Source organism: Salinicoccus sp. Marseille-QA3875, assembly GCF_054950095.1.
Genome location: NZ_CM143103.1, coordinates 18750 through 44497, shown reverse-complemented (window position 1 = coordinate 44497; position 25748 = coordinate 18750). Strand labels below are relative to the sequence as shown.

General features: G+C 44.0%; 23 protein-coding genes. 22 read left to right on the top strand and 1 reads right to left on the bottom strand.

What is annotated here, in order from left to right; all coding sequences use genetic code 11:
- The first annotated feature begins 1 nt into the window (after nt 1).
- The 17 genes from icd to ACY8DT_RS00140 all read left to right on the top strand — a co-directional run bounded on the left by icd (nt 2) and on the right by ACY8DT_RS00140 (nt 19049).
- Entirely contained in the window at nt 2-1273 is a 1272-nt protein-coding gene (gene icd / locus ACY8DT_RS00220) for an NADP-dependent isocitrate dehydrogenase (protein ID WP_462422292.1), read from the top strand.
- A 158-nt stretch (nt 1274-1431) separates the two neighbouring features.
- A complete protein-coding gene (locus tag ACY8DT_RS00215; protein WP_462420966.1) occupies nt 1432-3003 on the top strand; it encodes an AbgT family transporter in 1572 nt (523 codons plus the stop codon).
- A gap of 106 nt (nt 3004-3109) precedes the next feature.
- Nucleotides 3110-5710, top strand: coding sequence for a DNA polymerase I (gene polA, locus ACY8DT_RS00210; protein ID WP_462420965.1), 2601 nt, complete (start codon nt 3110-3112; stop codon nt 5708-5710).
- An 8-nt stretch (nt 5711-5718) separates the two neighbouring features.
- Complete coding sequence (mutM, locus tag ACY8DT_RS00205) at nt 5719-6582, top strand: bifunctional DNA-formamidopyrimidine glycosylase/DNA-(apurinic or apyrimidinic site) lyase (RefSeq protein WP_462420964.1); 864 nt, start codon at nt 5719-5721, stop codon at nt 6580-6582.
- A gap of 24 nt (nt 6583-6606) precedes the next feature.
- Nucleotides 6607-7206, top strand: coding sequence for a dephospho-CoA kinase (gene coaE, locus ACY8DT_RS00200; RefSeq protein WP_462420963.1), 600 nt, complete (start codon nt 6607-6609; stop codon nt 7204-7206).
- Nucleotides 7207-7278: 72 nt separating this feature from the next.
- A complete protein-coding gene (gene gap / locus ACY8DT_RS00195; RefSeq protein WP_462420962.1) occupies nt 7279-8283 on the top strand; it encodes a type I glyceraldehyde-3-phosphate dehydrogenase in 1005 nt (334 codons plus the stop codon).
- Between the two features lie 108 nt (nt 8284-8391).
- Nucleotides 8392-8865, top strand: coding sequence for a transcriptional regulator NrdR (gene nrdR / locus ACY8DT_RS00190; RefSeq protein WP_462420961.1), 474 nt, complete (start codon nt 8392-8394; stop codon nt 8863-8865).
- The gene (locus ACY8DT_RS00185) at nt 8852-10201 is read left to right on the top strand and encodes a replication initiation and membrane attachment family protein (RefSeq protein ID WP_462420960.1); all 1350 of its coding nucleotides are present in this window, start codon (nt 8852-8854) and stop codon (nt 10199-10201) included. The genes nrdR and ACY8DT_RS00185 overlap by 14 nt, the downstream gene beginning before the upstream one ends.
- A 4-nt stretch (nt 10202-10205) precedes the next feature.
- The gene (gene dnaI / locus ACY8DT_RS00180) at nt 10206-11132 is read left to right on the top strand and encodes a primosomal protein DnaI (RefSeq protein WP_462420959.1); all 927 of its coding nucleotides are present in this window, start codon (nt 10206-10208) and stop codon (nt 11130-11132) included.
- A gap of 304 nt (nt 11133-11436) precedes the next feature.
- A complete protein-coding gene (gene thrS / locus ACY8DT_RS00175; RefSeq protein WP_462420958.1) occupies nt 11437-13368 on the top strand; it encodes a threonine--tRNA ligase in 1932 nt (643 codons plus the stop codon).
- 210 nt (nt 13369-13578) lie between these two features.
- A complete protein-coding gene (infC, locus tag ACY8DT_RS00170; RefSeq protein ID WP_462422291.1) occupies nt 13579-14109 on the top strand; it encodes a translation initiation factor IF-3 in 531 nt (176 codons plus the stop codon).
- 21 nt (nt 14110-14130) lie between these two features.
- Nucleotides 14131-14331, top strand: a complete 201-nt coding sequence (rpmI, locus tag ACY8DT_RS00165) for a 50S ribosomal protein L35 (RefSeq protein WP_462420957.1) — start codon at nt 14131-14133, stop codon at nt 14329-14331.
- A 26-nt stretch (nt 14332-14357) separates the two neighbouring features.
- Nucleotides 14358-14717 carry a 50S ribosomal protein L20 gene (rplT, locus tag ACY8DT_RS00160; protein ID WP_462420956.1) on the top strand — a complete coding sequence of 120 codons (360 nt, stop codon included), beginning with the start codon at nt 14358-14360 and terminating at the stop codon, nt 14715-14717.
- Nucleotides 14718-14946: 229 nt separating this feature from the next.
- Nucleotides 14947-15123 carry a hypothetical protein gene (locus ACY8DT_RS00155; protein WP_462420955.1) on the top strand — a complete coding sequence of 59 codons (177 nt, stop codon included), beginning with the start codon at nt 14947-14949 and terminating at the stop codon, nt 15121-15123.
- A gap of 194 nt (nt 15124-15317) precedes the next feature.
- On the top strand, nt 15318-16196 hold the full coding sequence (locus ACY8DT_RS00150; RefSeq protein WP_462420954.1) for a DMT family transporter: 879 nt from the start codon (nt 15318-15320) through the stop codon (nt 16194-16196).
- A gap of 112 nt (nt 16197-16308) precedes the next feature.
- Nucleotides 16309-17493 (top strand): NAD(P)/FAD-dependent oxidoreductase, encoded by a 1185-nt coding sequence (locus ACY8DT_RS00145; RefSeq protein ID WP_462420953.1) that lies wholly within the window; start codon nt 16309-16311, stop codon nt 17491-17493.
- Nucleotides 17494-17588: 95 nt separating this feature from the next.
- The gene (locus ACY8DT_RS00140; RefSeq protein WP_462420952.1) at nt 17589-19049 is read left to right on the top strand and encodes a polysaccharide deacetylase family protein; all 1461 of its coding nucleotides are present in this window, start codon (nt 17589-17591) and stop codon (nt 19047-19049) included.
- Nucleotides 19050-19098: 49 nt separating this feature from the next.
- Here ACY8DT_RS00140 and mqo read toward each other — a convergent pair whose 3' ends face one another.
- Nucleotides 19099-20577, bottom strand: a complete 1479-nt coding sequence (gene mqo / locus ACY8DT_RS00135) for a malate dehydrogenase (quinone) (protein ID WP_462420951.1) — start codon at nt 20575-20577, stop codon at nt 19099-19101.
- 275 nt (nt 20578-20852) lie between these two features.
- On the opposite strand from mqo, the gene ACY8DT_RS00130 reads away from it, so the two are divergent.
- The 5 genes from ACY8DT_RS00130 to ACY8DT_RS00110 all read left to right on the top strand — a co-directional run bounded on the left by ACY8DT_RS00130 (nt 20853) and on the right by ACY8DT_RS00110 (nt 25646).
- The gene (locus ACY8DT_RS00130; protein WP_462420950.1) at nt 20853-22256 is read left to right on the top strand and encodes a flotillin family protein; all 1404 of its coding nucleotides are present in this window, start codon (nt 20853-20855) and stop codon (nt 22254-22256) included.
- Between the two features lie 11 nt (nt 22257-22267).
- Nucleotides 22268-22450 (top strand): hypothetical protein, encoded by a 183-nt coding sequence (locus tag ACY8DT_RS00125; protein WP_462420949.1) that lies wholly within the window; start codon nt 22268-22270, stop codon nt 22448-22450.
- Between the two features lie 74 nt (nt 22451-22524).
- The gene (locus ACY8DT_RS00120) at nt 22525-23622 is read left to right on the top strand and encodes a glycerol dehydrogenase (RefSeq protein WP_462420948.1); all 1098 of its coding nucleotides are present in this window, start codon (nt 22525-22527) and stop codon (nt 23620-23622) included.
- Between the two features lie 121 nt (nt 23623-23743).
- The gene (locus ACY8DT_RS00115) at nt 23744-24811 is read left to right on the top strand and encodes a C45 family autoproteolytic acyltransferase/hydrolase (protein ID WP_462420947.1); all 1068 of its coding nucleotides are present in this window, start codon (nt 23744-23746) and stop codon (nt 24809-24811) included.
- A 1-nt stretch (nt 24812) separates the two neighbouring features.
- Nucleotides 24813-25646 (top strand): amidohydrolase family protein, encoded by an 834-nt coding sequence (locus tag ACY8DT_RS00110; RefSeq protein WP_462420946.1) that lies wholly within the window; start codon nt 24813-24815, stop codon nt 25644-25646.
- Nucleotides 25647-25748: the final 102 nt, after the last annotated feature.

The following is a 25748-nucleotide window of genomic DNA, read 5'->3' as shown; positions in this document are numbered from 1 at the left end:
AATTATGGCTAGTGAAAAAATCACAACTAAAAATGGTAATCTGACTGTACCTGACAAACCTGTCATTCCATTCATCATCGGTGACGGTACCGGCCCGGATATCTGGAATTCAGCACAGAAAGTATTGGACGGCGCTGTAAAAAAAGCGTATAACGGCGAAAAGGAAATCGAGTGGAAAGAAGTACTGGCTGGACAGAAAGCATTTGATGAAACAGGTGAGTGGCTGCCACAGGCAACACTTGATGCTATCAACGAATACCTTATTGCAATCAAAGGACCTCTTACAACACCAATCGGCGGCGGTATCCGTTCATTGAACGTTGCACTTCGTCAGAAATTGGATCTTTTCACATGTCTTCGTCCAGTAAGATATTTTGACGGTGTACCTTCACCGGTTAAACGTCCGGAAGATACAGACATGGTCATCTTCAGAGAAAACACTGAAGACATCTATGCGGGTATCGAGTTCCAGGAAGGTTCAGAAGATGTTAAGAAAGTGATCGATTTCATCCAGAATGAAATGGGCTCTGAAAACATCCGTTTCCCTGAATCTTCAGGTATCGGCATCAAACCTGTATCAAAAGAAGGTACTGAGCGTCTTGTACGTGCAGCAATCAACTATGCGATCGACAACAACCGTCCTTCGGTAACTTTAGTGCACAAAGGCAACATCATGAAGTTCACTGAAGGTGCTTTCAAAGCATGGGGCTATGACCTTGCTGAAAGAGAGTTCGGCGACAAAGTATTCACTTGGAAAGAGTATGACAAAATCGTTGAAGAAAAAGGCCGCGAAGAAGCGGATAAAGTACAGGGTGAAGCGGAAGCAGCAGGCAAGATCATCATTAAAGATGCAATTGCAGATATCTTCCTTCAGCAGATTCTTCTGCGTCCAAAAGAATTCGGCGTAGTTGCAACGATGAACCTGAACGGTGACTATATTTCCGACGCACTGGCTGCACAAGTCGGCGGTATCGGAATTGCACCGGGAGCGAACATCAACTACGAAACAGGGCATGCAATCTTCGAAGCAACACACGGCACTGCTCCGAAATATGCCGGACAGGACAAAGTGAACCCTTCATCAGTCATCCTTTCAGGCGTACTGATGTTAGAACATATCGGCTGGACTGAAGCTGCCGACCTGATCACTAAAGCGATGGAAAAAACAATCGCTTCAAAAGTCGTCACTTACGACTTTGCCCGTCAGATGGATGGTGCAAAAGAAGTGAAATGTTCCGAGTTCGGTGAAGAACTAGTTAAAAACATGGGCTGATAGGAATATGAATCAAGAAGTATGGTCAATCTGACCATACTTCTTTTTAGTTGGGTGGATATTGTTTGAAAATTATTTGATAATATGACTTCAACCATTTATAATATAAGCCGTTGTCTTTATTTTAAGATTACTTTTATTTTGGGAGGAAGAAATGAATGGAAAATGGTAGAAGTAAAAAAGGTCTCTTCCAAAAGTTCCTGGATTTTGTAGAATGGCTGGGCAATAAACTGCCTCATCCGGTTACATTATTCGCAATACTGGCAGGTTTGACACTGCTTGCGTCCTGGCTATTCGCAAGTATGGGTGTGTCAGTGGAACACCCTGGGGAAGAAGAGACGGTTTCAGTAACAAACCTGCTCAGTGGAGAGGGTATCAATTACATATTCTCGACTATGACAGATAATTTCATCAACTTCGCACCACTCGGCGTGGTCCTGGTGACGATGCTCGGTATCGGTGTGGCGGAACATTCAGGATTGATCAGTGCAGCACTCAGAGGTTTTGTACTTTCAATACCGAAAAGTCTGATCACTGCAGGACTTGTCTTTGCAGGTATCATGTCATCACTTGCTTCTGACGCTGGTTACGTTGTACTGCCGCCGCTCGGGGCAGTCATATTCCTGGCACTCGGCAGGCACCCGCTTGCTGGTCTTGCTGCAGCATTCGCCGGCGTATCGGCAGGTTTCTCTGCAAACCTGCTGATCAGCGGAACGGATGTCATGCTTGCAGAACTAAGTACGGCAGCAGCAGCGACGATCGATCCGGCCTACGCGGAAACTATGAATGTGACCATGAACTGGTTCTTTATCGCAGCGAGTGTATTCGTATTGACACTGGTCGGCTGGTTCGTCTCTGATAAGATCGTCGAACCAAGACTTGGTAAATACAATCCGGCGGATGCTCCGGAAGATGGCGGCGATGCGGAAGCTGAAGATTATATGGCGCCGCTGACAAAAACTGAGAAGAGGGGCCTGTGGGCTGCATTTATTTCTGTAGTGATCGGATTGGCTCTTGCATTGTCTCTTGTGGTATTTCCGAATTCACCGATGCGGGGGACCGAGGGCAATTATATGGATACAATCATCCAGTCGCCATTCATGTCAGCGCTTGTACCGATCATCGCGATACTGTTCTTTATACCGGGTCTTGCTTACGGCATGGTGACGCGCTCGATCAAGAATGATAAAGATGTTGCAAACCAGATGTCCAAAACTATGGCTTCCATGGGCATGTTCATCGTTCTGGCGTTCACAGCAGGACAGTTCGTTGCGTACTTCAACGAATCCAACCTGGGACTCGTCATCGGTGTGAACGGTGCGGATCTTCTTGAAAGCATGAATCTGACAGGAATACCCTTGATCATCGGATTTATGCTGGTCACTGCATTCATCAATCTGTTCATCGGGAGTGCCAGTGCAAAGTGGGCCATGATGGCACCGATATTCATACCGATCATGATGCAGCTGGGATATTCTCCAGAGCTTACGACGATGGCATATCGTGTTGCAGATTCATCAACGAACATCATTACACCGCTTATGACATACTTTGCAATCATCATCGCATTTGCTCAGCAGTACGTCAGAAATATCGGTATCGGTACACTGATTTCAGTCATGCTGCCATACTCCATATGTTTCTTCGTATTCTGGGCATTGATGCTTATAGTTTGGATGCTCATCGGACTGCCTTTAGGCCCGGGGGCACCAATTCATTACGAAGGTTAAATAAAGTTATCAAAGACGCAGGTAAAACTGCGTCTTTTTCTATTCTCTGTTAAAATGGTATATGTATAATTCGAAGCAAGATAATTTATATTGAGGAGCGTATCCCATGAAGAAATTAATATTAATTGACGGCAACAGTGTGGCGTTCAGGGCCTTTTACGGTTTGCCTTTGTTATCCAATCAGAGCGGTCTGCATACGAACGCTATTTTCGGCTATGCAAGACTGCTGGAAAGAATCATCAAAGAGGAAGAACCGACTCATTTCATGGTCGCTTTCGATGCGGGAAAATCAACATTCAGACATAAGGAATATAAAGACTATAAAGGCGGCAGACAGTCGACCCCGCCGGAACTGGGCGAACAGTTTGCCCCGATCAGACGCCTGATTGATGCATATGGCATTAAACGCTTTGAGCTGGACGAGTATGAAGCGGATGATATCATCGGTACACTTTCCCTGATGGCTGATGCGGAGAAGATGAAAACGATCGTCATCACAGGGGATAAAGACTTGACCCAGCTTGCAAGTGATCATACCGTCATATACTTCACTAAAAAAGGTATCAGTGAAATTGATGAATATACACCTGAACATGTCAAAGAAATCTATGATCTGACACCAGAACAGATCATTGACTTAAAAGGTCTGATGGGTGATAAATCGGATAATATACCGGGGATTCCGGGTGTGGGCGAGAAAACGGCCCTTAAGCTGTTACATGAGTTCGGTACAGTTGAGAATGTACTGGAAAATTCAGATTCAGTGAGCGGCAAGAAACTGCAGGAAAAACTGAAGGAGTTTACCGAAGAAGCATTGATGAGTAAAAGTCTTGCGACCATACACCGCGAAGTGCCGCTTGATTTTGAACTGGCCGATCTTGAATTTAAAAATGATAATGAAGAACAGAAATATGAGCTGTTCAAAGAGTATGAGTTCAATTCCCTTCTTGAAAATATGGATGCTCAGGAAACTGAAGACATCAGTGATTTCAACGCCGATAAAACAGATGACATTAATGAACTTGGAGAAAAGGTGTCGATCCATCTTGAAGTGCGTGCGGAAAACTACTTATATAACAAACCGGAATTCATTGCAGTGACCGACGGTGAAAAGGCTTATGTCAGAAGTCTTGAAAATATGGAGTCAAAACAGCTGGAAGAATTCCTGAACAGCAGGGAAGAAGTCAATGCCTATGATATTAAAAGGCAGATCGCACTGCTCAACCAGATCGGTATCAACTTTACCGGCTTCAGCAATGATATAATGATGGCGAGTTTCCTGCTTGATCCGTCGACAAAGATCATCGACGTTTCAGAGACGGTCAGTCCGTACGGCATCAATATCAACAGTGATGATTTCCACTACGGAAAAGGCAGGAACAAAAAGACTCCGTCCGAGGAAGAAACCATTGAATTTCTCACAGATAAAGTGATGGCGGTCCACAGTGCCAAAGATAAAATGGTTGAGAAACTGGTTGAAGATGAAATGTCTGATCTTTATTACGACCTTGAAGTCCCGCTGTCAAAAGTGCTGGCCGAAATGGAAATCAGAGGCATACGCGTGATGCCGGAACGGCTTGTCGAAATGGAAGAGGAGATAAAAAGCAGGCTGAATGAAATTGAAAGTCATATTTTTGAATTGGCCGGAGAAGAATTCAATATCAACTCTCCTAAACAACTGGGTGTCATCTTATTTGAAAAACTGGAATTGCCGGTGATCAAAAAGACCAAGACGGGATATTCAACTGCAGTGGACGTGCTTGAAGCGCTGCTAGACAAGCATGAAATCATCCAGTATCTGCTCGATTACCGTACATTGTCGAAACTTCAGTCGACATATGTCATCGGTCTTCAAAATGAAGTGAAAGAGGATTCGAGAATCCATACGCGTTTCAATCAGACACTGGCCCAGACCGGCCGTCTGTCATCAGTGGAGCCGAATTTGCAGAACATCCCGGTCCGTCTGGAAGAAGGTAGAAAAATCAGACGTGCCTTCGTACCTAAAGATGAGAACCACGTGCTGCTCGCATTGGATTATTCACAGATTGAACTGAGAGTGCTCGCAGCCATCACGGGTGATGAAACGATGCGTGAGGCATTCACGAGCGACCTCGATATCCACACAAAAACTGCGATGGAAGTCTTCGGTGTGGAACGTGATGATGTGACTCCTGCAATGAGACGGAACGCAAAAGCAGTGAACTTCGGTATCGTCTACGGCATCAGTGACTACGGACTCAGTCAGAATCTCGGCATTACGCGTAAGGAAGCAAAGACCTTCATTGACAATTACCTGGACTCATTTCCAAAAGTGAAAGAATTCATGAAATCCATCGTCCAGGATGCGAAGCGTGACGGCTACGTTAAAACATTGCTCAACAGACGCAGATATACTCCGGATGTCCACAGCAGGAACTTCAATGCAAGAAGTTTTGCAGAACGTACAGCGATGAACTCGCCGATCCAGGGCAGTGCAGCGGATATCATCAAGCTTGCAATGGTGAAATATGCAAAAGATGAAAAAGCACAATCCTTCAATGCTGAACTGCTGCTGCAGATCCACGATGAGCTGATCTTCGATGTGCCTGAAGATGAAGTGGAAGAATTTTTGACAGTGATAAAAGATATAATGGAAAATGCGCTGGATATCGGTGTACCGCTGAAAGTCGAACATGGCTTCGGCAGTGACTGGTACCAGGTTAAGTAGGTGTAAAAGTGCCGGAATTACCAGAAGTGGAATTGGTTAAAAGAGAATTGGAATCAGTGGAAAATTTAACGATCGAAGATGTCAAAGTATCGGACAAGATCATTGACGGCCATAATGCCGGGAAGCTGACGATCATTAAGGAACCTGTTGATATATTTATCGAAAATACAAAAAATTATGAGATACTTTCACTTGGGCGCCGAGGTAAATATTTATACTTCATACTGCAGAATGACCGTCAGGTTAAATACCTGATTGGTCATTTAGGTATGAGCGGTGCCTTTTTTCATCTGAACAGCCTGGACGAAATAGTGGAACACAATTTCAAAATCCACTGTCACGTTATATTTTATCTGTCGGATAAGAGCTTGCTTGTCTATTCAGACATCAGACGTTTCGGCGAACTCAGAACAATCGATAAGCTGGGGGACTTCCTGCCGGTTGTCCGGATGGCTCCGGAATATGATTCACTAGAAGCGGAACAATATTTCCTGGATGCAGTCAAACATCCGAAAAATGCATCCAAAACGATCAAGGCAGTTCTGATGGACAGCACGGTCGTCACGGGTGTCGGAAATATTTATGCAGCGGAAAGTCTGTACTCTGCCAAAGTGCTGCCGACAAGAAAGGCGGGCAATATATCCGTAAAGAGGCTTGAGCGTTTATTTCAGGCGATCATCGACGTATTTGAATTGTCGCTCACCCAGGGCGGTTCGACGATATCGGACTACCGCAGTTCAACCGGGGGCAGCGGTGAGATGCAGAACAGGTTTCAAGTATATCAACGTAAAATCTGCCCGGAAGGGCATGACATAACTACCAAAGTCATTGCAGGACGGAATACATTCTACTGTACGAAGTGCCAGCGATGAATAGTTTGAGAGAGGGTTACAGCTATGTATAAAGTGATAGGGTTGACCGGAGGCATCGCGAGTGGAAAATCGACTGCATCCGACTACATCAAAAGTTTGGGTTTTGAAGTGCTCGATGCAGATGTATACGCACGAAAAGTCACTGAAAAAGACAGCTCAGGCTATCATAAGATCATCGAAGCTTTCGGTTCTGGTATATTGGATGGAAATAAAGAGATCGACCGCAAAAAACTCGGTGAAATCATCTTCGATGATCCTGAGGAACGGAAAAAGCTGAATAGTATATCACATCCGGAAATAAGGCGGATGATGAACATGGATCAAGATGAATTTATAAAACATAATCATGTGTTTCTGGACATTCCTCTGCTCTTTGAAAACGGTCTGGATAAAAAATGTGACATGACCATTACTGTGTACGTGACAAAAGAGAATCAGCTTGAAAGATTGATGGCGAGGAATGACCTGACTGAAAGAGAAGCAGCATCAAGGGTCAACAGCCAGATGCCACTCGATGAAAAAAAGAATCTGAGCGATCATGTATTCTATAATAATAATGATAAAAAAGAACTGTATAATCAAATCGATGAATTTGTCGAAACATTGAAAAATCATCAATTGTAAAAATACCGCTTTCCTGGAATTTTAAATGTGTTATACTATTTATGAAAAAGCATAACATAAAGGAGATTTGTCATGAAAAAAGTTGCGATAAATGGCATGGGAAGAATAGGTAGAATGGTATTCAGAATTGCATCAGAATCTGAACATTTAGAGGTTGTTGCAGTCAATGCAAGCTATCCTGCTGAAACACTTGCCCATTTAATTAATTATGATTCAACTCACGGGAAGTGGCAGAAAAAGGTTGAGCCAAAAGTGGGTGCCCTTGTAGTTGATGGTCATGAAGTAAAGATTACGAGTGATCGTAACCCTGAAAATCTACCATGGTCGGATTTGGGAATAGATATTGTATTTGAAGCGACTGGCAAATTTAATGACGAAGTGGGCGCTTCCGGTCATATAAAAGCCGGTGCTGAAAAAGTTGTCCTGACAGGACCGACTAAAGGCGGAAATGTTCAGACGGTTGTTGTCGGTGTAAATGATGAAAGTTTAAGTGTCGATGATTACAATGTGTTTTCAAATGCATCATGTACAACGAACTGTTTAGCGCCTGTAGCAAAGATATTAGATGATGAGTTCGGTATCAATAATGGATTGATGACTACTGTCCATGCATATACGAATGATCAGAAGACAATAGATAATCCTCATAAGGATCTACGCCGTGCACGTTCAGCGGCTGAAAACATCATACCGACTTCGACCGGTGCAGCAAAAGCGCTCGGAGAAGTGCTGCCTCAGCTGAAGGGTAAACTTGACGGTCTGGCACTCCGCGTTCCGACGCCGAACGTTTCACTTGTAGACCTGGTTGTTGATCTGGATAAAGATGTGACTGCTGAAGAAGTGAACAGCACTTTTGAAAAGTATGCGGACGGTGAAATGAAGGGTGTGCTCGGTGTTACATATGAACCGCTTGTATCGGGAGATTTCAATACGGATGCAAGAAGTTCAATCATCGATGCAAGTCTGACGATGGTTATGGATGATAATAAAGTTAAAGTGCTTGCATGGTACGATAACGAGTGGGCTTACTCGAAGCGCACAGTAGAACTTGCAGAAAAAATTGCAGACGGACTTTAACCGGCAGAGGGCTCAGAACAATGTTCTGGGTCTTTTTTATTTTCTTAGTATAGAGAATGAATAAAATTTGATATAATAGAAGAAATTCTTTAAAAGAGGTGATCGTTTATGAAATGTCCACAATGTCAGCATAGTAACTCCAAAGTGATCGATTCACGCCATACGGATGAAATGTCGACAATCAGACGGCGCCGTGAGTGCGAAAATTGTGGGTTTCGATTTACTACATTCGAACGTGTAGAAGTCACACCTCTGGTCGTTGTTAAAAAAGATGGTACAAGAGAAGTCTTCAATAGAGAGAAAGTACTTGCCGGGCTGCTCAGAGCGTGTGAGAAAAGGGCCATTCCCTACGAAGAGCTCGAGAAACGTACAGACAGGGTAGAGGCGAACTTAAGAAATCTGAACAAGGCTGAAATATCATCAAATGATATCGGCGAGTTTGTCATGAAAGAACTGATTACGCTGGACCAGGTTGCATATGTCCGGTTTGCATCAGTTTATAAAGAATTCAAGGATATTGACCAGCTGATGGAAACTTTGAATCAGTTGACAAAGGGTAGTAATAGCAATGAACATCAATAACCGCCTGAAACCGAATACCGAATTCATAGTGTACCGTCCGATGACCTTAAGCAGCGACAACATGGAAGTGATCAATGAACTTTATTTGCCGCTGATCGGTGCAGATACGGCCATGACATACATTTATATGTTCGAATCCACGGCACATTACGAGCCGCTGACCATCCGTTTCCATAAAGAATTCATGGATGCATTGTCCATATCACTTTCAGATTTGTTGGAAAGGTTGAAAAAACTGGAAGCGATCGGTCTGCTGAAAAGCTATGTATCAAATCACACGCATGAAGATCTGTTTGTCTATGAACTGCTGCTGCCATTAAGTGCGGAATCATTTTTAAATGATCCGATGCTCAGCATGTATCTGTATGGTAAAGTGGGCAATGAGCAGTATAAAATAAAAAAAGAACGGCTGATGTATCCTGAACTGCCGGAAAACATTTCGGAAGTAACGATGAAATTCACAGACGTCTTCAATCATCAGAATGACGACAGCTATACACTGCCGGCTGAAAACTTTAAAGGCCGGACAGTTTCCGGCGGCGTCAATGTCGATCTTGATGATTTTGATTTTGAAGTACTATTCACCCATTTGAAAGGGACGATCATCGACCGGAAGTTTTTTACAAAAGATATCCGGATGCTTATTGTCAAATTGAGTGTACTGTTCAATCTGAATGCTTATGACATGAAGAATATACTGCTCAAAGCCACGTCGAATTATCACGGCATCGATGAAGCAAAGCTGAAGTATGAAGCGAGGAAGTATTTCCAGGCCGAATCCAGGCAGGTCAGCCCTGTTCTCGAGGAGAAAGGGAAAAAGGAAGACACCGGTTCAAAAGAAGAAGACAGAGAATATATCAAGATGCTGCATGACACGAATCCTATCGACAGGCTGAGAGACTTAAGGAATGGTTCTCCAACGGACATCGATTTGAAGCTGGTGACGGATATCATTGTGAATACGCCGCTCAATCACGGCGTCATCAATATATTGCTTGAGTATGTATTTTTGAAAATGCAGGGCGAACTGCCTTATAATTATACGATGACCGTTGCGAACAACTGGGTTGAAAAGGGATATCAGTCTGCCGAAGAAGCGATTGAATCCATCAAAGAGTACCAGGAACAGCAGGAGAAGAGAAAGAAGAGATACCTGCCGTCAGAGCGCCAGGGCGAACAGGCACCGAAGTGGATGTCGAAAAGTAAGCAGCAGCCTGCAAAGAAAGATAAAGAGCCGGCGGCAACCAAAAAGAAACGAACGAACCAGTCACAGAAAACTGCAAAAGATGACCCGGAACTGCAGAAGATGATTGAGGAATTTAGAAAAAACAGGTGATAGTATGGAGCCGATTAATCAATTCATTAAAAATAATAAAAAAATAGAGCGAAACAATGAGCGCATATATCAGGAACTGATTCAGAACCCTAAAATAGTGGAATTGATCAATGATGAAGAAACGCCTCTGACCGCTTCCATGATAAAAAACGACTTGATCACTTTAAAGCATTATGCTGATCAGCCATCCGAATGCAAAGAGAACAGTGAAGGGGAATGTGAAAACCATCCCGACGGGTATATCATCAATATTGATATAAGGAACGACCGTGCAAACATGTTTTATACACCGTGCCCGATCAAAGTCAGAAACGACGAGTTCATAAAAAGGGAAAACCTGATCCAGTCCTATCATGTGCCTGAAGATATTAAAAATGCCACATTCGATACGATATATCTGGATGAAGCATCCAACAGGAATGTGCTGCTGAAAAAAGCGATCCAGGTAACAGATGCGGTGGCGTCAGATACAAACTACAGGGGGCTTTATATTCACGGTGAGTTCGGTATCGGCAAATCCTACATTCTCGGGTGTATCGCCAATGAACTTAAAGAAAAGGCGGTATCATCACTGATTGTCTATGTACCTGAAATTCTCCGTGATTTGAAAGCGGGCTTCCGTGACGGCACGACTGATGAAAAATATAATCTGATTAAAAATGCACATGTACTGATTTTGGATGACCTCGGTGCGGAAGATGTGACTCCGTGGGCAAGGGATGAAGTCATTACAGGTATACTGCATTACCGCATGGTTCAGAAAATGCCGACGTTCATCAGTTCGAACTATTCAATTGATGATCTGGAATACCGTTATGCCAGAACGAAAGAAAACGGCATTGAAGAAACGAAAGCGCGCCGCATGACTGAAAGGATCAGAGCATTGTGCGAAGAAGTGCAGATGACCGGCGACAATTACAGAAACGGCTAGTTGTTGCATTAAATTTTTCTATACAGTATAATTAATTTACAAATTTCATTAATTAAATTCCAAGGACGAAACACTTGCGGATTTTTTCAAAGAGAGCGCATCAACTGCTGAAAGATGTGCACTAAACCGTTAGATGTCACTACCTTCTGATTTGCTGATTAATACTCAGCCGGCAAGGTCCGTTATAACCTTACTTGAGATGATCAGTATTTTTATATCATAAATCAGGGTGGTACCACGGTTATATCCGTCCCTCTATTATTATAGAGGGGCTTTTTTTATTTTATTTGAGAGGATGAGTCAAATGGTAGAAGTAATTGATGTTAAATTCCCGGATGGCAACAGTAAAGAGTTCAATTTCGGCGTCACAGCCGAAGAAATTGCATCGTCCATCAGCCCCGGCCTCAAAAAGGCGGCTGTGGCAGCAAAAGTGAACGGTGAGATGTATGATTTAAGACGGCCGATAGAAGAAAGTTCAAATATTGAATTGTTCACTAATAAAAATGACGAAGGACTTGAAGTGCTCAGGCACTCGACTGCCCACCTGATGGCACAGGCGCTGAAAAGACTTTACGGCGATGTGAAGTTTGGTGTCGGTCCTGTCATAGAAGAAGGGTTCTATTACGATTTTGATATGGATGAGAGCATTTCAGAAGAAGATCTTCCTAAAATTGAAAAAGAGATGCAGCGTATCGTGGATGAGAACGTTGAGATTGAAAGACGTGTGCTTTCACGCAATGAAGCAAAAGAACTCTTCCAGGACGATCCTTATAAACAGGAACTGATTGACGCAATTCCTGAAGAGGAGAATGTTTCGGTTTACTCACAGGGTGAATTTACAGACCTCTGCCGCGGTGTGCATGTTCCCTCGACTTCCAAAATAAAATCATTCAAGCTTTTATCGACTGCCGGTGCATATTGGCGCGGGGATTCCGACAATAAAATGCTGCAGCGGATTTACGGTACTGCCTTCTTCAATAAGAAAGACTTGAACGCATACCTGGAACTGCTGAAAGAGCGTAAAGAACGCGACCACCGTAAGATCGGCAAAGAGATGAAGCTGTTTGAAAACAATCAGTTGATCGGTGCGGGTCTGCCATTATGGCTGCCGAATGGTGCGACCATCCGCCGTGAAATCGAGCGTTATATCGTGGATAAGGAAGTCGCACTCGGTTACGACCACGTGTATACACCGATCATGGCGAACAGTGACCTTTACAAAACAAGCGGCCACTGGGATCATTACCAGGATGATATGTTCCCGCCGATGAAAGTGGGTAACGAAGACCTGGTGCTCAGACCGATGAACTGTCCGCACCACATGATGATTTATAAAAATGAAAAACATTCATACAGAGAACTGCCGATCCGTATTGCAGAGCTCGGCATGATGCACCGCTACGAAGCGAGCGGCGCAGTGAGCGGCCTGCAGCGTGTACGCGGCATGGTATTGAATGATGCACACGTGTTCGTCCGTCCGGACCAGATCAAAGAAGAACTGATCCGCGTAGTGGAACTGATCCAGGAAGTTTATAAAGATTTCAACCTCAATGACTATTCATTCCGTCTGAGCTACCGTGATCCGGAAGACAAGGAGAAATACTTCGATGACGATAAAATGTGGCAAAGAGCAGAAGAGATGTTGAAAGAAGCAGTGGATGACATGGGTCTTGAGTATGTTGAAGCTGAAGGTGAAGCGGCGTTTTACGGACCGAAGCTCGACGTACAGGTGAAGACTGCGCTCGGCAAGGAAGAAACGTTGTCGACAGTGCAGCTGGACTTTTTATTACCAGAACGCTTTGATCTGACTTATATCGGTAAAGACGGCGAAGAACACCGTCCAGTTGTTATCCACCGCGGTGTAGTATCAACTATGGAACGCTTTGTCGCATTCCTGACTGAAGAATATAAAGGCGTCTTCCCGCTGTGGCTTGCACCGCAGCAGGTTGAAATCATCCCCGTCAACCTGGACCTTCATTATGATTACGCAAGAAACGTCCATGATGAGATGAAATCACAGGGCATACGTGTCCACATCGATGACCGCAATGAAAAGATGGGCTATAAAATACGTGATGCACAGATGCGTAAAGTCCCTTACCAGGTTGTAATCGGTGATAAGGAAATTGCTGAGCAGGAAGTGAACGTACGTAAGTACGGTGAAGAAGCACAGAATACTTTTGATAGAGAAGACTTCGTCTGGTCACTGATTGACGAGATCAGACTTAAGAAATAATTTGACAAAGTGGAGATATACCTGTATAGTAGTAAGAGTTGATAAGAACGGACAAGAAGAAGCTCCCGCTTCTCACCCGCAAGCGCAGAAATGTTGTGAACGGGTTTCAGAAATACAGAACATATGAATGAATATGTTCGGTGTATTTATGGAGATAGGCGGGCGCATAAAAAATGCGGCCGCCTTTTGTTCGTCTTAAATATTATGGAGGTGTCAAAGATAGCAAAAGACCAAACAATCATCAATGATCGTATTCGCGCTAAAGAGGTTCGATTAATTGCACAAGACGGTGAACAAGTCGGTGTTAAACCGACGAAAGAAGCTATGGAAATGGCAGAACGTGTGGAATTGGATTTAGTGTTGGTTGCACCAAAGGCTAAACCGCCTGTTGCCCGTATTATGGACTATGGTAAGTACAAATACGAACAGCAGAAAAAAGACAAAGAAGCACGTAAAAAGCAAAAAACAATCAGTCTGAAAGAAATCAGATTATCACCAACGATTGAAGAACACGATTTCAATACTAAATTGAAAAATGCGAAGAAATTCATATCTAAAGAAGATAAAGTAAAAGTTTCCATCCGCTTCCGTGGCCGTGCAATCACTCATAAAGATATCGGTCGTAAAGTGTTGGAGCGTTTTGCTGAAGAGCTTAAAGATGTCGCGACAATAGAACAGAGACCTAAAATGGAAGGTCGTTCGATGTTCCTGATTGTTGCCCCAATTGTAGAAAATAAATAACTAATCCCGGAGGTCAATAAAATGCCTAAAATGAAAACACACAGTGGTTATGCTAAACGTGTAAAGAAAACTGGTACAGGTAAATTCAAACGTGGCAGAGCATTTACAAGCCACCTTTTTGCAAACAAAACGACTAAACAGAAACGTCATTTAAGAAAAGCGACATTAGTTGCTAAAGCAGATTCTAAAAGACTTAAACATTTACTGGCAAAAGCTAAATAATTACATTTTTCAAGGAGGAATAATCGATGGCACGTGTTAAAAACGGTCTAACGTCACGTAAAAGACGTAAAAAAATATTAAAATTGGCAAAAGGGTACGTCGGATCAAAGAGTACTCTATACAGAACGGCGAAACAACAAGTAGTTAAATCAGGTCAGTATGCATACCGTGACCGCAAAAATACAAAACGTGAGTTCAGAAAATTATGGATCACACGTATCAACGCAGCAGCACGTCAAAACGACATCAGTTACAGCCGTTTAATGAATGGCCTTAAAGTGGCAGGTATCGATGTAAACAGAAAAATGCTTTCAGAAATTGCAATCGCTGATGAAGCGGCATTTGCTGAACTGGCAACTAAAGCAAAAGACGCTTTAGCTGAATAATTAATATAATATATAGGTATTGGACCCCCGCTGAACAGATGCAGCAGGGGTTTTCTTATGGGGATTTTGAGGATTATCGCCGGACCGTTCGATTTGACTCCTGGAAACGAGCAACTCAGCAGAATTCCTTAAGATAATCGGATACGGACCTCTGGAAACGAGCAACTTAGCAGGATTCCTTAAGATAATCGGATACGGACCTCTGGAAACGAGCAACTTAGCAGGATTCATGAAGATAATCGGATACGCACCTCTGAAAACGAGCGACTCAGCAGGATTCCTGAAGATACTCGGATTCGCACCTCTGAAAACGAGCGACTCAGCAGGATACCTGAAGATACTCGGATTCGCACCTCTGAAAACGAGCGACTCAACAGAATTCCTGAAGATAATCGGATATAAATAAAATTCGAATCACTTTTTCCACAGCATCTCTTCAGCCATCTTCCGGTATTCTTCAAGCCCTGAAGATTCGGCGAACTCGGTTATGGTGAGTGCCTATCACTCATTAGTTTTCACAAAGTTCGAATTTCTTGATATGATTAAATATGATACTCACTTAAAATCGAAAACAATATTCGGAAAGGTACGGAATACATATTGAAGAAATCAGTGCTTTTTCTACTCAGCATCTCTGTCGTATGCATTGCATTTGCCGCCATCTTCGTAAAACTGTCTGATGCGCCGGCGGGCATCATCAGCATGTACAGAATGTTTTTCGCAAGTCTTTTGCTGGTACCTGTCATATACAAGTATAAGCACGAGTTTTTGAAACTGACGGCGAAGGAATGGTGCGGCCTGATCCTTGCTGGGTTGTTCCTTGGCATGCACTTCGGCTTCTGGTTTGGATCCTTGCAGCTGACATCTGTCGCCAGTTCGACGGTCATCCTTGCACTGCAGCCAATTATCGCGATGGCGGGCGCCTACCTTGTCTATAGAGAGAAAATCAGCATGCGGGCAGCTGTAGCGGTGTTCATCTCATTCCTGGGCATCGTCCTCATCAGCTGGGGCGATTTCAGTTTCACAGATTTCAGTGCAATCATGGGGAACATCCTCTCTTTCCTCGGTGCAGTGGCGGTGGTGGTCTACTTCATGATCGGACAGAATGCGGTCCGGAACCTCAAGCACTGGGTTTACAGTTTCATCGTCTTCAGCATCGCCGGGGTGTTCCTGCTGATATACAACATCTTCACCGGAGTGGATCTGATCGGTTACCCTCCGAAGGAGTGGCTGCTCTTCATGCTGCTCGCCATTTTCCCGACCATCGCACATGTCATATTCAATTACTTATTATATGATGTCAGCCCGACCACGGTTTCGATGGCCATGCTGCTTGAACCTGCAGGAGCCTCAATACTCGCCTTTTTTGTACTTCAGGAAACATTGGGCCCCCTCCAGCTTGGGGGCGGAGTGATTGTGCTGACGGGCGTCTACTTCTTCCTCAGGAACCAGCGGCGGACCGGTCCTGCCGATGGTTGATGCATAATATGTGCAGCCGCTTAAACTTGCAGTCTCTTATTTGCGAATGAATACCTCGATAATCGGGTATGTAAAATAAGATAAGCATTTTATTTTGCAAGGAGGGGTGCAAATGAAGACACATTTCCGCCTGATTGTTCTAGGCGGCGGTGCCGGCGGTATTTCTACCGCAAGCCGTATATTGAGTAAAAAGAAAGAGCTTAAAAATGAAGTTCTCATCATAGAACCGGGTGATTATCACTTTTTCCAGCCCGGCTGGCCGCTTGTCGGAAGCGGGGAAGTGAAACTGGAGGCGACGAAGAAGGAGACAAAAAAGGTCATACCAAAAGGTGCCAGATGGATGAAAGCTTTTGTCGACTCAGTGGATCCTGTCAAACGTGAAGTAAAAGCGGGCGGCAAAACTGTAAGTTATGATTTTATGATTGTCGCTCTCGGACTCGAACTGGATTATGAAGCAATCAATGGTGCGAAGGAATTTCTCGGCAAAAACGGCGTCTGTACAAACTATCTTTATAACTATGTGGAGTATACGTATGAATCCCTGGAAAATACAACCGGAGGCAATATTTTAGTGACGAAACCGCAATCGCACATAAAGGGCGGGGTCTCGGCTGAGAACTCATTGTTTACGATGGATGACTACATCAAGAAGCATGACCGCAATGTGGATATCGTCTTCAGAACCGGGCGGGCAGAAATATTCGAAGTGAAAAAGTACAGCGACAGTCTGGTTGAACAGCTTGAAGCGAAAAACATCGATTACAAATTGAACGAGGAACTTGTTGAAGTGGACGGCGAAAAAAAAGAAGCGGTGTTTAAAAATCATGAAACCGATGAAACGCACACGGTACCATTCGAAACGTTGATCATCACACCGCCGATGCATGGACCGAGTGCTTTGAAAGGTTCAGGACTTCTGGACGATGAGGGCTGGGTGGACGTCGATAAACACACTATGATGCATAACACCTATACGACAGTATTTTCACTCGGGGACGCTTCAAATCTGCCGACAGTGAAGATGGGCGGTGCAGTCAGACAACAGCTGCCTGTCCTGGTCGACAACCTTATCGAACGCATGGATGATAAAGACCCGACACATGTTTATGACGGGAAGACAGCCTGTCCGATCGCAACCGAATACGGTGAATTGATTTTGGCTGAGTTCGGATACAATAAAATACCTAAAGAGACGACTTTCTTAGATCAGTCCGATGATAAAAAACTCTTTTATCAGTTCAAGAAAAATATGCTGCCGATCATGTACTGGTACGGCATGTTGAATGGAAAGTCGTAATCATCCTTTTCATCATATTTTAATAAATGCTGAAGCATTCTTTAAGAGTATATGGATACGATAATGTCAAAGTGATGAACGGAGGACGTTGTCGTATGAAAAACAAACTGTTATTTATTCTTTTATTGGCCGTAATGGTTTTGTCAGGGTGCGGTGAAGGTGAAGCGTGGAGTGGAGCGGAGGAGACACTCAAGGAGCATGAAGACACAGCTGCTCAAGTAGATATCGAAAAGTGTGAAAATGGCAGCATCCAGCCGGCTGAAGATATCGTGTTAGAGAAGTATCACGGCGAGCCTGCACATACATATGACGTGGTGTACACTTTGGATGAAGTGCTCGCCCTCGCTATTGACAGTATAAGTTCTAAAGATGAAATGATCCCTTTGCTCGATCAACTGGATGAACATCATATTACAGCGACATTTTTCGCTTCTCCTGAGCAGTTGGATATGTATCCAGAGGGTGCGGAAGAGATAATCGAGCGGGGGCATACGATCGAAAATCACGCTTCGTATGGCATGGATTTGGATGTATTTGAATATGATGAGATTTATCAGAGGATGGAAATGACGAATGAGAAGATTGAAAGGGCGACAGGTGATACAGCTGAATATGTTTTCGTTAAAAATAACGATAATAAAGATCTGAACACTGTTGCGGCCCAGCTGGATATGACAGGTGTCGTCAAACCTGTTTCAGAATTGAAGCTGTCAGATGATGAAGAGAAATTAAAGGACAATATTAAAAAATCCATCGCCCGCGGCGGTGTGCTGTCAATGAATGCTGAGGACGCTTCACTGATACCTTATTTGAAAGCAGCAGCAAAAGAAGTGAACTTCAACTTTGTCACGTTGGATCATTTAATATCAGCGGATGAAGGCAGGAAAAATTTTTTAGAGATAGACGGGGCTGATGCGATACAGATGAATTCCGATCTGACGGATGTCCAGCCGACTCTCCATTACCAGCAGCCGACTACTGATAAGGAGGTAGCGCTGACTTTTGATGACTGGGCGAGTGAAGCGGTGGTGCTGGAAGTGCTGGATATACTTGACCGGTATGATATTCAGTCGACATTCTACTTGAAGTCAGAGAAGATACAGGAGAATCCGAATCTTGCGAGATTATTAATAGAGCGGGGTCATGAAGTCGCAAATCATACACATTCACATCCCGACACGACAACCTTGACAGCTGAAGAGCTTCAGGAAGATGTGTATCATGCACACAAAATAATTACAGAAGCCATTCAGGAGCAGCCGGCACTTTATTTCCGTCCGCCTTTTGGCAGAATCGATGACGAAGGGTCGAATGCGATTGCTGCAATGGGGTATGAAGCGATAGGCATGTACGATATTTCCTCCTATGACTGGAATGAGGAGTATACCGAACAGGAAGTCATCGACCGTGTCATGACGAACGTCAAACCCGGGAGTGTAATTGTCATGCATATTCTGGATGATATCCATACACCGTCCGTCCTTGATGACGTGATTGAATCACTTCAGTCAGAAGGCTATGAATTTGTTCTGACTTCAGATTGGCTGAATGGATGAAATAAAAGCCCTGACCAGGTAATTTTCTGGCCGGGGCTTTCAAATATGATTAAAGATTCAATTTTTGGTTGCTGGACGCTCTTACTTTTTCAAGCAGCTCACTGTCATGGATTAATGACTGTCCATATGATGGGATCATTTCTTTCAGCTTGCTTTCCCACTTGTTCATATATTGGGAGAAGTTGTTCTCCAATACTTCCAGGGCTACAGATACAGAAACTGAAGCACCTGGTGATTCACCAAGCATCGCAATGACGGAATCATCTTCTGAATGGACGATTTCCGTACCGAACTGGATGAAACCGCGGCCGTGTTCTTCCGTATCTTTAATGACCTGTACACGTTTACCCGCAAGTTCAAGATCCCAGTCTTCGTCCTTTGCATCCGGTACGAATTTACGAAGTTCTTTCATCCGGTCTGATTTATCCATCATCACCTGTTGGATGGAATACTGGATCAGCGACAGATTTTTGATGCCTGCAGAAGCAAGCGTTAAAATGTTGTCCTTATTCATTGATTTGAAAAGGTCTGTATTCGAACCGTACTTCAGGAACTTAGGTCCGATCGCAGCAAATGGACCAAACAGCAGACTGTCTTTTCCTTTAAGGTACCGTCTGTCAAGGTGAGGCACTGTCATAGGCGGTGTACCTTCAGGCTCCTTCCCGTAAACTTTCACATCGTGGCGGCTGACGACTTCCGGGTTGTTACACACAAGGAAAGCACCGGTGATCGGGAAGCCGCCAAGATTTTTGCTCTCAGGGATTTTAGTCTTTTGGAGCATAGGTATCGCATTGCCTCCCGCTCCGACAATGATATAGTCAGTGACGTGGAACTCTCTTCTGCCTGTTTCCAGGTTGTGCACTTCAACTTCCCATTTTGAATTATCAAGCCTTCTGAAAGAAACAACTTCCTTATTGAAGTGAATTTCTGCCGATTTATGTTCACTTATATTTTGTGCGAGTTTACGTGTCAATTCACCGAAACTCACATCTGTTCCGCCGTCAATTTTACTTGCAGCGATTGTTTCTCCAGCATCTCTGCCTTCCATCATCAGAGGAATCCATTCCTTGATGGTTTCAGGATTTTCCGAGTATTGCATCCCTTCAAACATTTTAAAGTGTGACATCGCTTCAAAACGTCTTTTGAGGAAATTGACATTTTTTTCACCCTGTACAAAACTGAGGTGGGGCAGAGGTCTTATAAATTCATCCGGATTTTTAATCTGTCCTGATTCGACAAGATGGCCCCAGAACTGTTTGGATACTTCAAACTGTTCATTGATGACTTTAGCCGTATCGATATTGATGGAACCGTCAGGCTGTTCGACCGTGTAGTTCAGTTCACACAGTGCTGCATGCCCGGTGCCGGCATTATTTCTCTCGTTGGAGCTTTCAATCGCAGGCTGATCCAGTCTTTCAAAAATTTTAATATTCCAATCAGGTTCAACATTTTTAATGAATGAAGCAAATGTGGTACTTAAAATACCCGCTCCGATAAGGAGTACGCTTTTTGGCTTGTTGTTACTCATACTCATTCCTTCTTTCTAAAAAATCTAACTTTGTTAATATCATACCAATATTCTTGCCGGATTCAAAAAGATTTTTTAATATATCAATTAATCGATAAAATTTACTTAAGAATTCATCAACGGCTGTCATGTAGAAAGATGTATGAAATGAAAATCGAAACGACTTGCCTGCAATTTAAATAAAAATCTGCGGAATGCCTACAATTCATTGACTAGAGTAACGATTTATGGAAATCTTAAAGGAGAGTACAATATAATAGAAGAGGGGTCTACATATGTTTGAAATTACAGGTACTTTACTGGCAATTATCGCAGTCATAGCTGTATTGATCATAGCAGCGGTCGGCTGGTATCTTTTCATGAAAGCCAGATACCGTACAGTGCCTTCCAACGAAGCGCTGATCGTTACAGGTCCGAATCTCGGTGATGAGACGAAAGAGACCAACATCTATAAAGATGACCAGGGCCGTTACATGAAAGTCATCCGCGGCGGCGGTCACAGACTGAAATTGTTCCAGACAGGAACGAGAGTCTCTCTGAAATCCTTCCAGCTGCAGATTTCAACTCCAAAAGTCTACACGCTGGAAGGCGTCGGAATATACGGCCAGGCCGTAGCGACTGTCAAAGTAGCGGATGATCTTGACGGTATCGTCAAGTATGCAGAGCAGTTCCTAGGTAAGGATCAGGATGATATCGAGCATGAAATTTCAGAAGTGCTGAACTCGAATCTTCGTGCGATATTATCCAAAATGTCAGTCGAGGAGATTAATCAAGACCGCGAAAGTTTCAACGAGCAGGTCCGTGAGATTGCACAGAATCAACTGAACAGAATGGGATTCAAGATTACATCACTCGGCCTATCAGATCTTAGAGACGATGAGAACTATCTTGAAAATCTCGGCCGTCCGCAGATCGCGAAAGTTAAGAAAGCGGCAGAAATTGCAGAGTCGGAAAACAGACGTGAAACTGAAATCCAGCAGGCAAAAGACAACGAAGATATTTCCAACGAGCAATATAAGAGAGAAATGAATATTGCTGACAGCCGTAAGGAAAAAGATTTGAAAGATGCACAGATTCTTGCGGAGACCGAGAAAGAAAATGCTGCTGCAAGAGCAGCGGGTCAGCTTGAAGAGGAAGAGCGCCGTCTGGAAGTTGAGAAACAGCGTCTTGAAATCCGCGAGCAGGAGAAGCAGAATGAATTGAAACTCCGCCAGATGGAACGTGAAAATGACGTCGAGCTGGAGAAACAGCAGGTCGAGGTCAGAAGACAGCAGGCTGAAGCCGATTACTATGCACAGACAAAAGAAGCGGAAGCAAGAGCCGAAGCCCGTATGGCTGAAGGTAAGGCTGAAGCTGAAGTCATCAGAGAGAAAAGTCTTGCAGAGGCTGAAGCAATTGAGCGCCGTGCAAAAGCGATGGCAGAGCACAAGGACGTCATCATATTAGAACAGCTGATTGAAATCATGCCTGAATTTGCAAGAGCAGTCAGCGAATCGTTGAGCAATGTCGAATCCATCCGCATATTGGACGGCGGCAAAGGAGAGCAGATGAGCTCACTGCCGAACACTGTAACGGGCACCATGGCAAAACTGCAGGAAAGCATGGGTCAGATGACGGGCTTTGATCTAGAAGGCTTTTTAAATAACCTGTCCAGTACAACCGAAGCGGGATTATACTGAAGTTGAAAAAGATGAAGAAGTCAGCAATGATGAGACAGAAGAAACTGAAGCGCCGGAACCGGAAGCCGAAGATACAGAACCGGTTGAAGAAACAGAAATCAAAGATCCGCCGGATGAACCTTCCAGTGACGATTATTATAAAGATTACTAAAAAGATGACTCTCCGGAGTCATCTTTTTTATGTGTCTTCATAGCGGGTATATGTTTAAAGCATCTGATAAACGGCTAAATATCAGTTGAATGAATTATATTATGGAGGTTTTTTAAAATGACTAAATTTGTATTCCAATCACCGGGAAAGTATATACAGGGCGCAGGTGTCCTTAATGAACTGGGTGAAGAAACTAAAAAGCTTGCCGAAAACCCTTTAGTCGTATCAGACGAAATGGTCTGGTCGATTACTGAAGAGCGAATCGCTAAAAGCTTTAAAGATACAGGTATAGATTTTGTATATGAAGAATTCAGCGGCGAAGCCTCAGAAAATGAAATCAACAGATTGACGGAAAGCGGTCAGAAAAATGAATCTGATATCATCGTTGGTGTCGGAGGCGGTAAAACACTGGATACGGTGAAGGCGATAGCGGATAATCTTGGCGCACCGGTCATCATCGTACCGACGACAGCATCAACCGATGCACCGTCAAGCTCGTTGTCAGTCATCTATTCCGACGAAGGTGAGTTCACAGGTTACAGATTTTACGATAAAAACCCGAACTTGATCATCATCGACTCGGAAGTGGTCGTTAACGCACCGGTCAAACTATTTACGTCAGGCATCAGTGATGCGATGGCAACACTTGTCGAAGCAAGAGCCGTCTTGAAGAGTAACGGCGAAAATATGGTGGGCGGCCAGCCGACACTCGCGTCTGTCGCAATCGCAGAAAAATGTGAAGAGATACTGTTCAAGCACGGACATTCTGCGCATAAAGCGGCAGCGAAGGGTATTGTGACTCCGCAGGTGGAAGCTGTCATTGAAGCGAACACGCTGCTTTCAGGGCTCGGATTCGAAAATGGCGGACTCGCAGCAGCCCACGCCATTCATAATGGATTCACGTCTCTGTCAGGTGATATCCACTATCTGTCTCACGGTGAAAAAGTTGCTTACGGTACACTCGTGCAGCTGGTGCTTGAAAACAGTTCAGATGAGACATTAAAACGTTATATTGATTTTTATAAGAGCATCGGTATGCCGACAACATTAAAAGAAATGCATCTTGAAGATACAAGCTTTGAAGATCTCCTCAAAGTCGGTGAACTCGCAACAGACCCGAATGATACATTCAGCAATCTAAGCAGCAAGATCGCACCTGAAGAGATTGCGAATGCGATACTCGCAGTCAGCGAATTCAGTGAAGGCAATGAATAATAAATAATCTGGAATGATAAGCTCCGCTATGCCGGAGCTTTTTTCATGCAAGCCGTTAATTTCACTTGATTTGTAATATCACGTACACTGTCTATAGAGAAAGCACGGGAGTGAACGGACAATGAAAAAGTACTATAGCGACGTCATCCAGTTCAGAGGGACACATTATGATTTTGGATATTATCAGGGGGAGCTGCTGAAGGGTTCACCGATACTTAAGAACCGCGAACGGCAGTGGAAACCGAGGAAGCACCGTCATTTTATTATCGATCCTGATGAATTTCTTACTGTCATGCAGAGTATTTCACCAAGGATACTGGATGAGATAGAAGGTCTCTCCGATGCACTGGAGATGGATAAGGAAGAGGCAATCCGCCAGTTCGGCGGCTATTATATGGAATATACGACGAGCGGCTGTTCAATATTCATGGACCCTGACTTCATGGTCCGTAATTATGACAGCCATCCGAGAGGTTACGAGGGCAGGTATCTTTTCTATCAGCCGACAGACGGCGGTTACGCAGTGATCGGCCCTTCGATGCAGATCACAGGTCGTATAGACGGCATGAATGAAAAGGGGCTTGTGCTGGGTTATAATTTCACCCACAGCAAGAAATCAAATGACGGCTTCATCTGTAATATGATCGGACGGCTTGTCCTTGAAAACTGTGCGGACGCGGATGAAGCGATTGCCTTACTCAAGAAAATTCCACACAGGCATTCTTTCAGCTACCCGATACTGGATGCAGGCGGCAGGTCATATGTCGTAGAAGCTTCCCCGAGAAGAGTCGTCGTCCGAGAGTCGAACGTCTGTACGAACCATTTCCATATATTGAATGAAGAAAACCGGTACCGTCAGGAAGAAACCCGCGAGCGTGAAGAGAGAATTCTAAATGAGCAGCAGAGTGCTGCAAATGCTTACGAAGCTTACAAGGTGATGAGCAGCCCGGATCACGATGTATTTTCCAATAAGTACGATGCCTCTGCAGGAACGATTCACACATCGGTATATTTCCCGAAAGAATTGAAGGCATGGTTCGTGATGGGGCCAGACCGGAAGCCTGTCATTTTCGACTTCGGCAAATGGCTGGCCGGCGAGGACGTTTTCGTCAGACAGATCAAAGGTGAGCTTGAATTCGACCGTCCATTTGTAAATATGGAAAACACATCAGAGAAAGTGGGAGATTGATATGATAATCGATTTCAAGATGAAACCCCCGATTCCAAAATGGGAGGAGCTGTTTAAATCAGGACGTACCCCGGTAGCTGAATTATTCAGTAGACTGCCTGACTTCGGACCGGCCAGCGCAGAGACTTTTGATGATGTCATCAAAGAGATGGATGGAACAGGCATTACACAAGCTGTCATATTGGGCAGGAACAATTCACCAGGCAGTTCGAATGAAGAATTGTATGAATTTCTGAAAAGTGATGACAATGACCGGTTCTTTGGTTTTATCGGCATCGAAGACCTGACGGTGGAAGAAGCGGTTGAAACGATTGAAAAATACGGCCCGACAGGTGTTTTCAGCGGTGTAGCAGCCGCCCCGACAAAGATTGTGCCCCATACACATATAGATGATGACAGTCTCCATCCGATATTTGACGCATGCGTCAAATATGATCTTCCATTTTGTATCACGCTGAGCATGCTGCTCACTTTGAATGATGATGAGGCGGATTATGACTATATCAAACCAAAACATCTCATTCCAGTCTTACAGAGGTATCCGGAAATGAAAATGGTCGTTTCCCATGCAGGCTGGCCGTTCATCCAGGAAGGTATTGCGGTGGCGATGCATTTTCGAAATCTATATTTGTGTCCCGACTTCTATATGGGCTTTCCGGGATCGGAATCACTTGCTGAAGCAGCGGAAAAAGGTCTGGGCGAACAGATAATCTACGCCAGCTGTTATCCGAATGCACCATATGATTACGCACTTGCACAATACCGGAAATATTTTTCAGAAGAAGTAATGGACAATATCCTGTATAAAAATGCAGAGAAAATATTAAAGAGATAGATTTTAAAATGAAATTCGCTTAAAACATTAAAATGCAGCCGCCAAATATTTGACGGCTGCATTTTATGTTTGAATTCCATTGATTAATCTTCTGGTAATAGG

Excerpts from the sequence above, each read along its gene's own strand:
- ACY8DT_RS00110 (WP_462420946.1), top strand. The coding sequence starts at position 24,813 with ATGATAATCGATTTCAAGATGAAACCCCCGATTCCAAAATGGGAGGAG.
- mqo (WP_462420951.1), bottom strand. The coding sequence starts at position 20,577 with ATGAGTAACAACAAGCCAAAAAGCGTACTCCTTATCGGAGCGGGTATT.
- ACY8DT_RS00140 (WP_462420952.1), top strand. The coding sequence starts at position 17,589 with ATGAAAAACAAACTGTTATTTATTCTTTTATTGGCCGTAATGGTTTTG.
- ACY8DT_RS00215 (WP_462420966.1), top strand. The coding sequence starts at position 1,432 with ATGGAAAATGGTAGAAGTAAAAAAGGTCTCTTCCAAAAGTTCCTGGAT.
- ACY8DT_RS00145 (WP_462420953.1), top strand. The coding sequence starts at position 16,309 with ATGAAGACACATTTCCGCCTGATTGTTCTAGGCGGCGGTGCCGGCGGT.
- rpmI (WP_462420957.1), top strand. The coding sequence starts at position 14,131 with ATGCCTAAAATGAAAACACACAGTGGTTATGCTAAACGTGTAAAGAAA.
- ACY8DT_RS00130 (WP_462420950.1), top strand. The coding sequence starts at position 20,853 with ATGTTTGAAATTACAGGTACTTTACTGGCAATTATCGCAGTCATAGCT.
- nrdR (WP_462420961.1), top strand. The coding sequence starts at position 8,392 with ATGAAATGTCCACAATGTCAGCATAGTAACTCCAAAGTGATCGATTCA.
- polA (WP_462420965.1), top strand. The coding sequence starts at position 3,110 with ATGAAGAAATTAATATTAATTGACGGCAACAGTGTGGCGTTCAGGGCC.
- gap (WP_462420962.1), top strand. The coding sequence starts at position 7,279 with ATGAAAAAAGTTGCGATAAATGGCATGGGAAGAATAGGTAGAATGGTA.
- ACY8DT_RS00115 (WP_462420947.1), top strand. The coding sequence starts at position 23,744 with ATGAAAAAGTACTATAGCGACGTCATCCAGTTCAGAGGGACACATTAT.
- ACY8DT_RS00120 (WP_462420948.1), top strand. The coding sequence starts at position 22,525 with ATGACTAAATTTGTATTCCAATCACCGGGAAAGTATATACAGGGCGCA.
- ACY8DT_RS00155 (WP_462420955.1), top strand. The coding sequence starts at position 14,947 with ATGAAGATAATCGGATACGCACCTCTGAAAACGAGCGACTCAGCAGGA.
- ACY8DT_RS00125 (WP_462420949.1), top strand. The coding sequence starts at position 22,268 with ATGAAGAAGTCAGCAATGATGAGACAGAAGAAACTGAAGCGCCGGAAC.
- thrS (WP_462420958.1), top strand. The coding sequence starts at position 11,437 with ATGGTAGAAGTAATTGATGTTAAATTCCCGGATGGCAACAGTAAAGAG.
- rplT (WP_462420956.1), top strand. The coding sequence starts at position 14,358 with ATGGCACGTGTTAAAAACGGTCTAACGTCACGTAAAAGACGTAAAAAA.
- ACY8DT_RS00185 (WP_462420960.1), top strand. The coding sequence starts at position 8,852 with ATGAACATCAATAACCGCCTGAAACCGAATACCGAATTCATAGTGTAC.
- coaE (WP_462420963.1), top strand. The coding sequence starts at position 6,607 with ATGTATAAAGTGATAGGGTTGACCGGAGGCATCGCGAGTGGAAAATCG.
- dnaI (WP_462420959.1), top strand. The coding sequence starts at position 10,206 with ATGGAGCCGATTAATCAATTCATTAAAAATAATAAAAAAATAGAGCGA.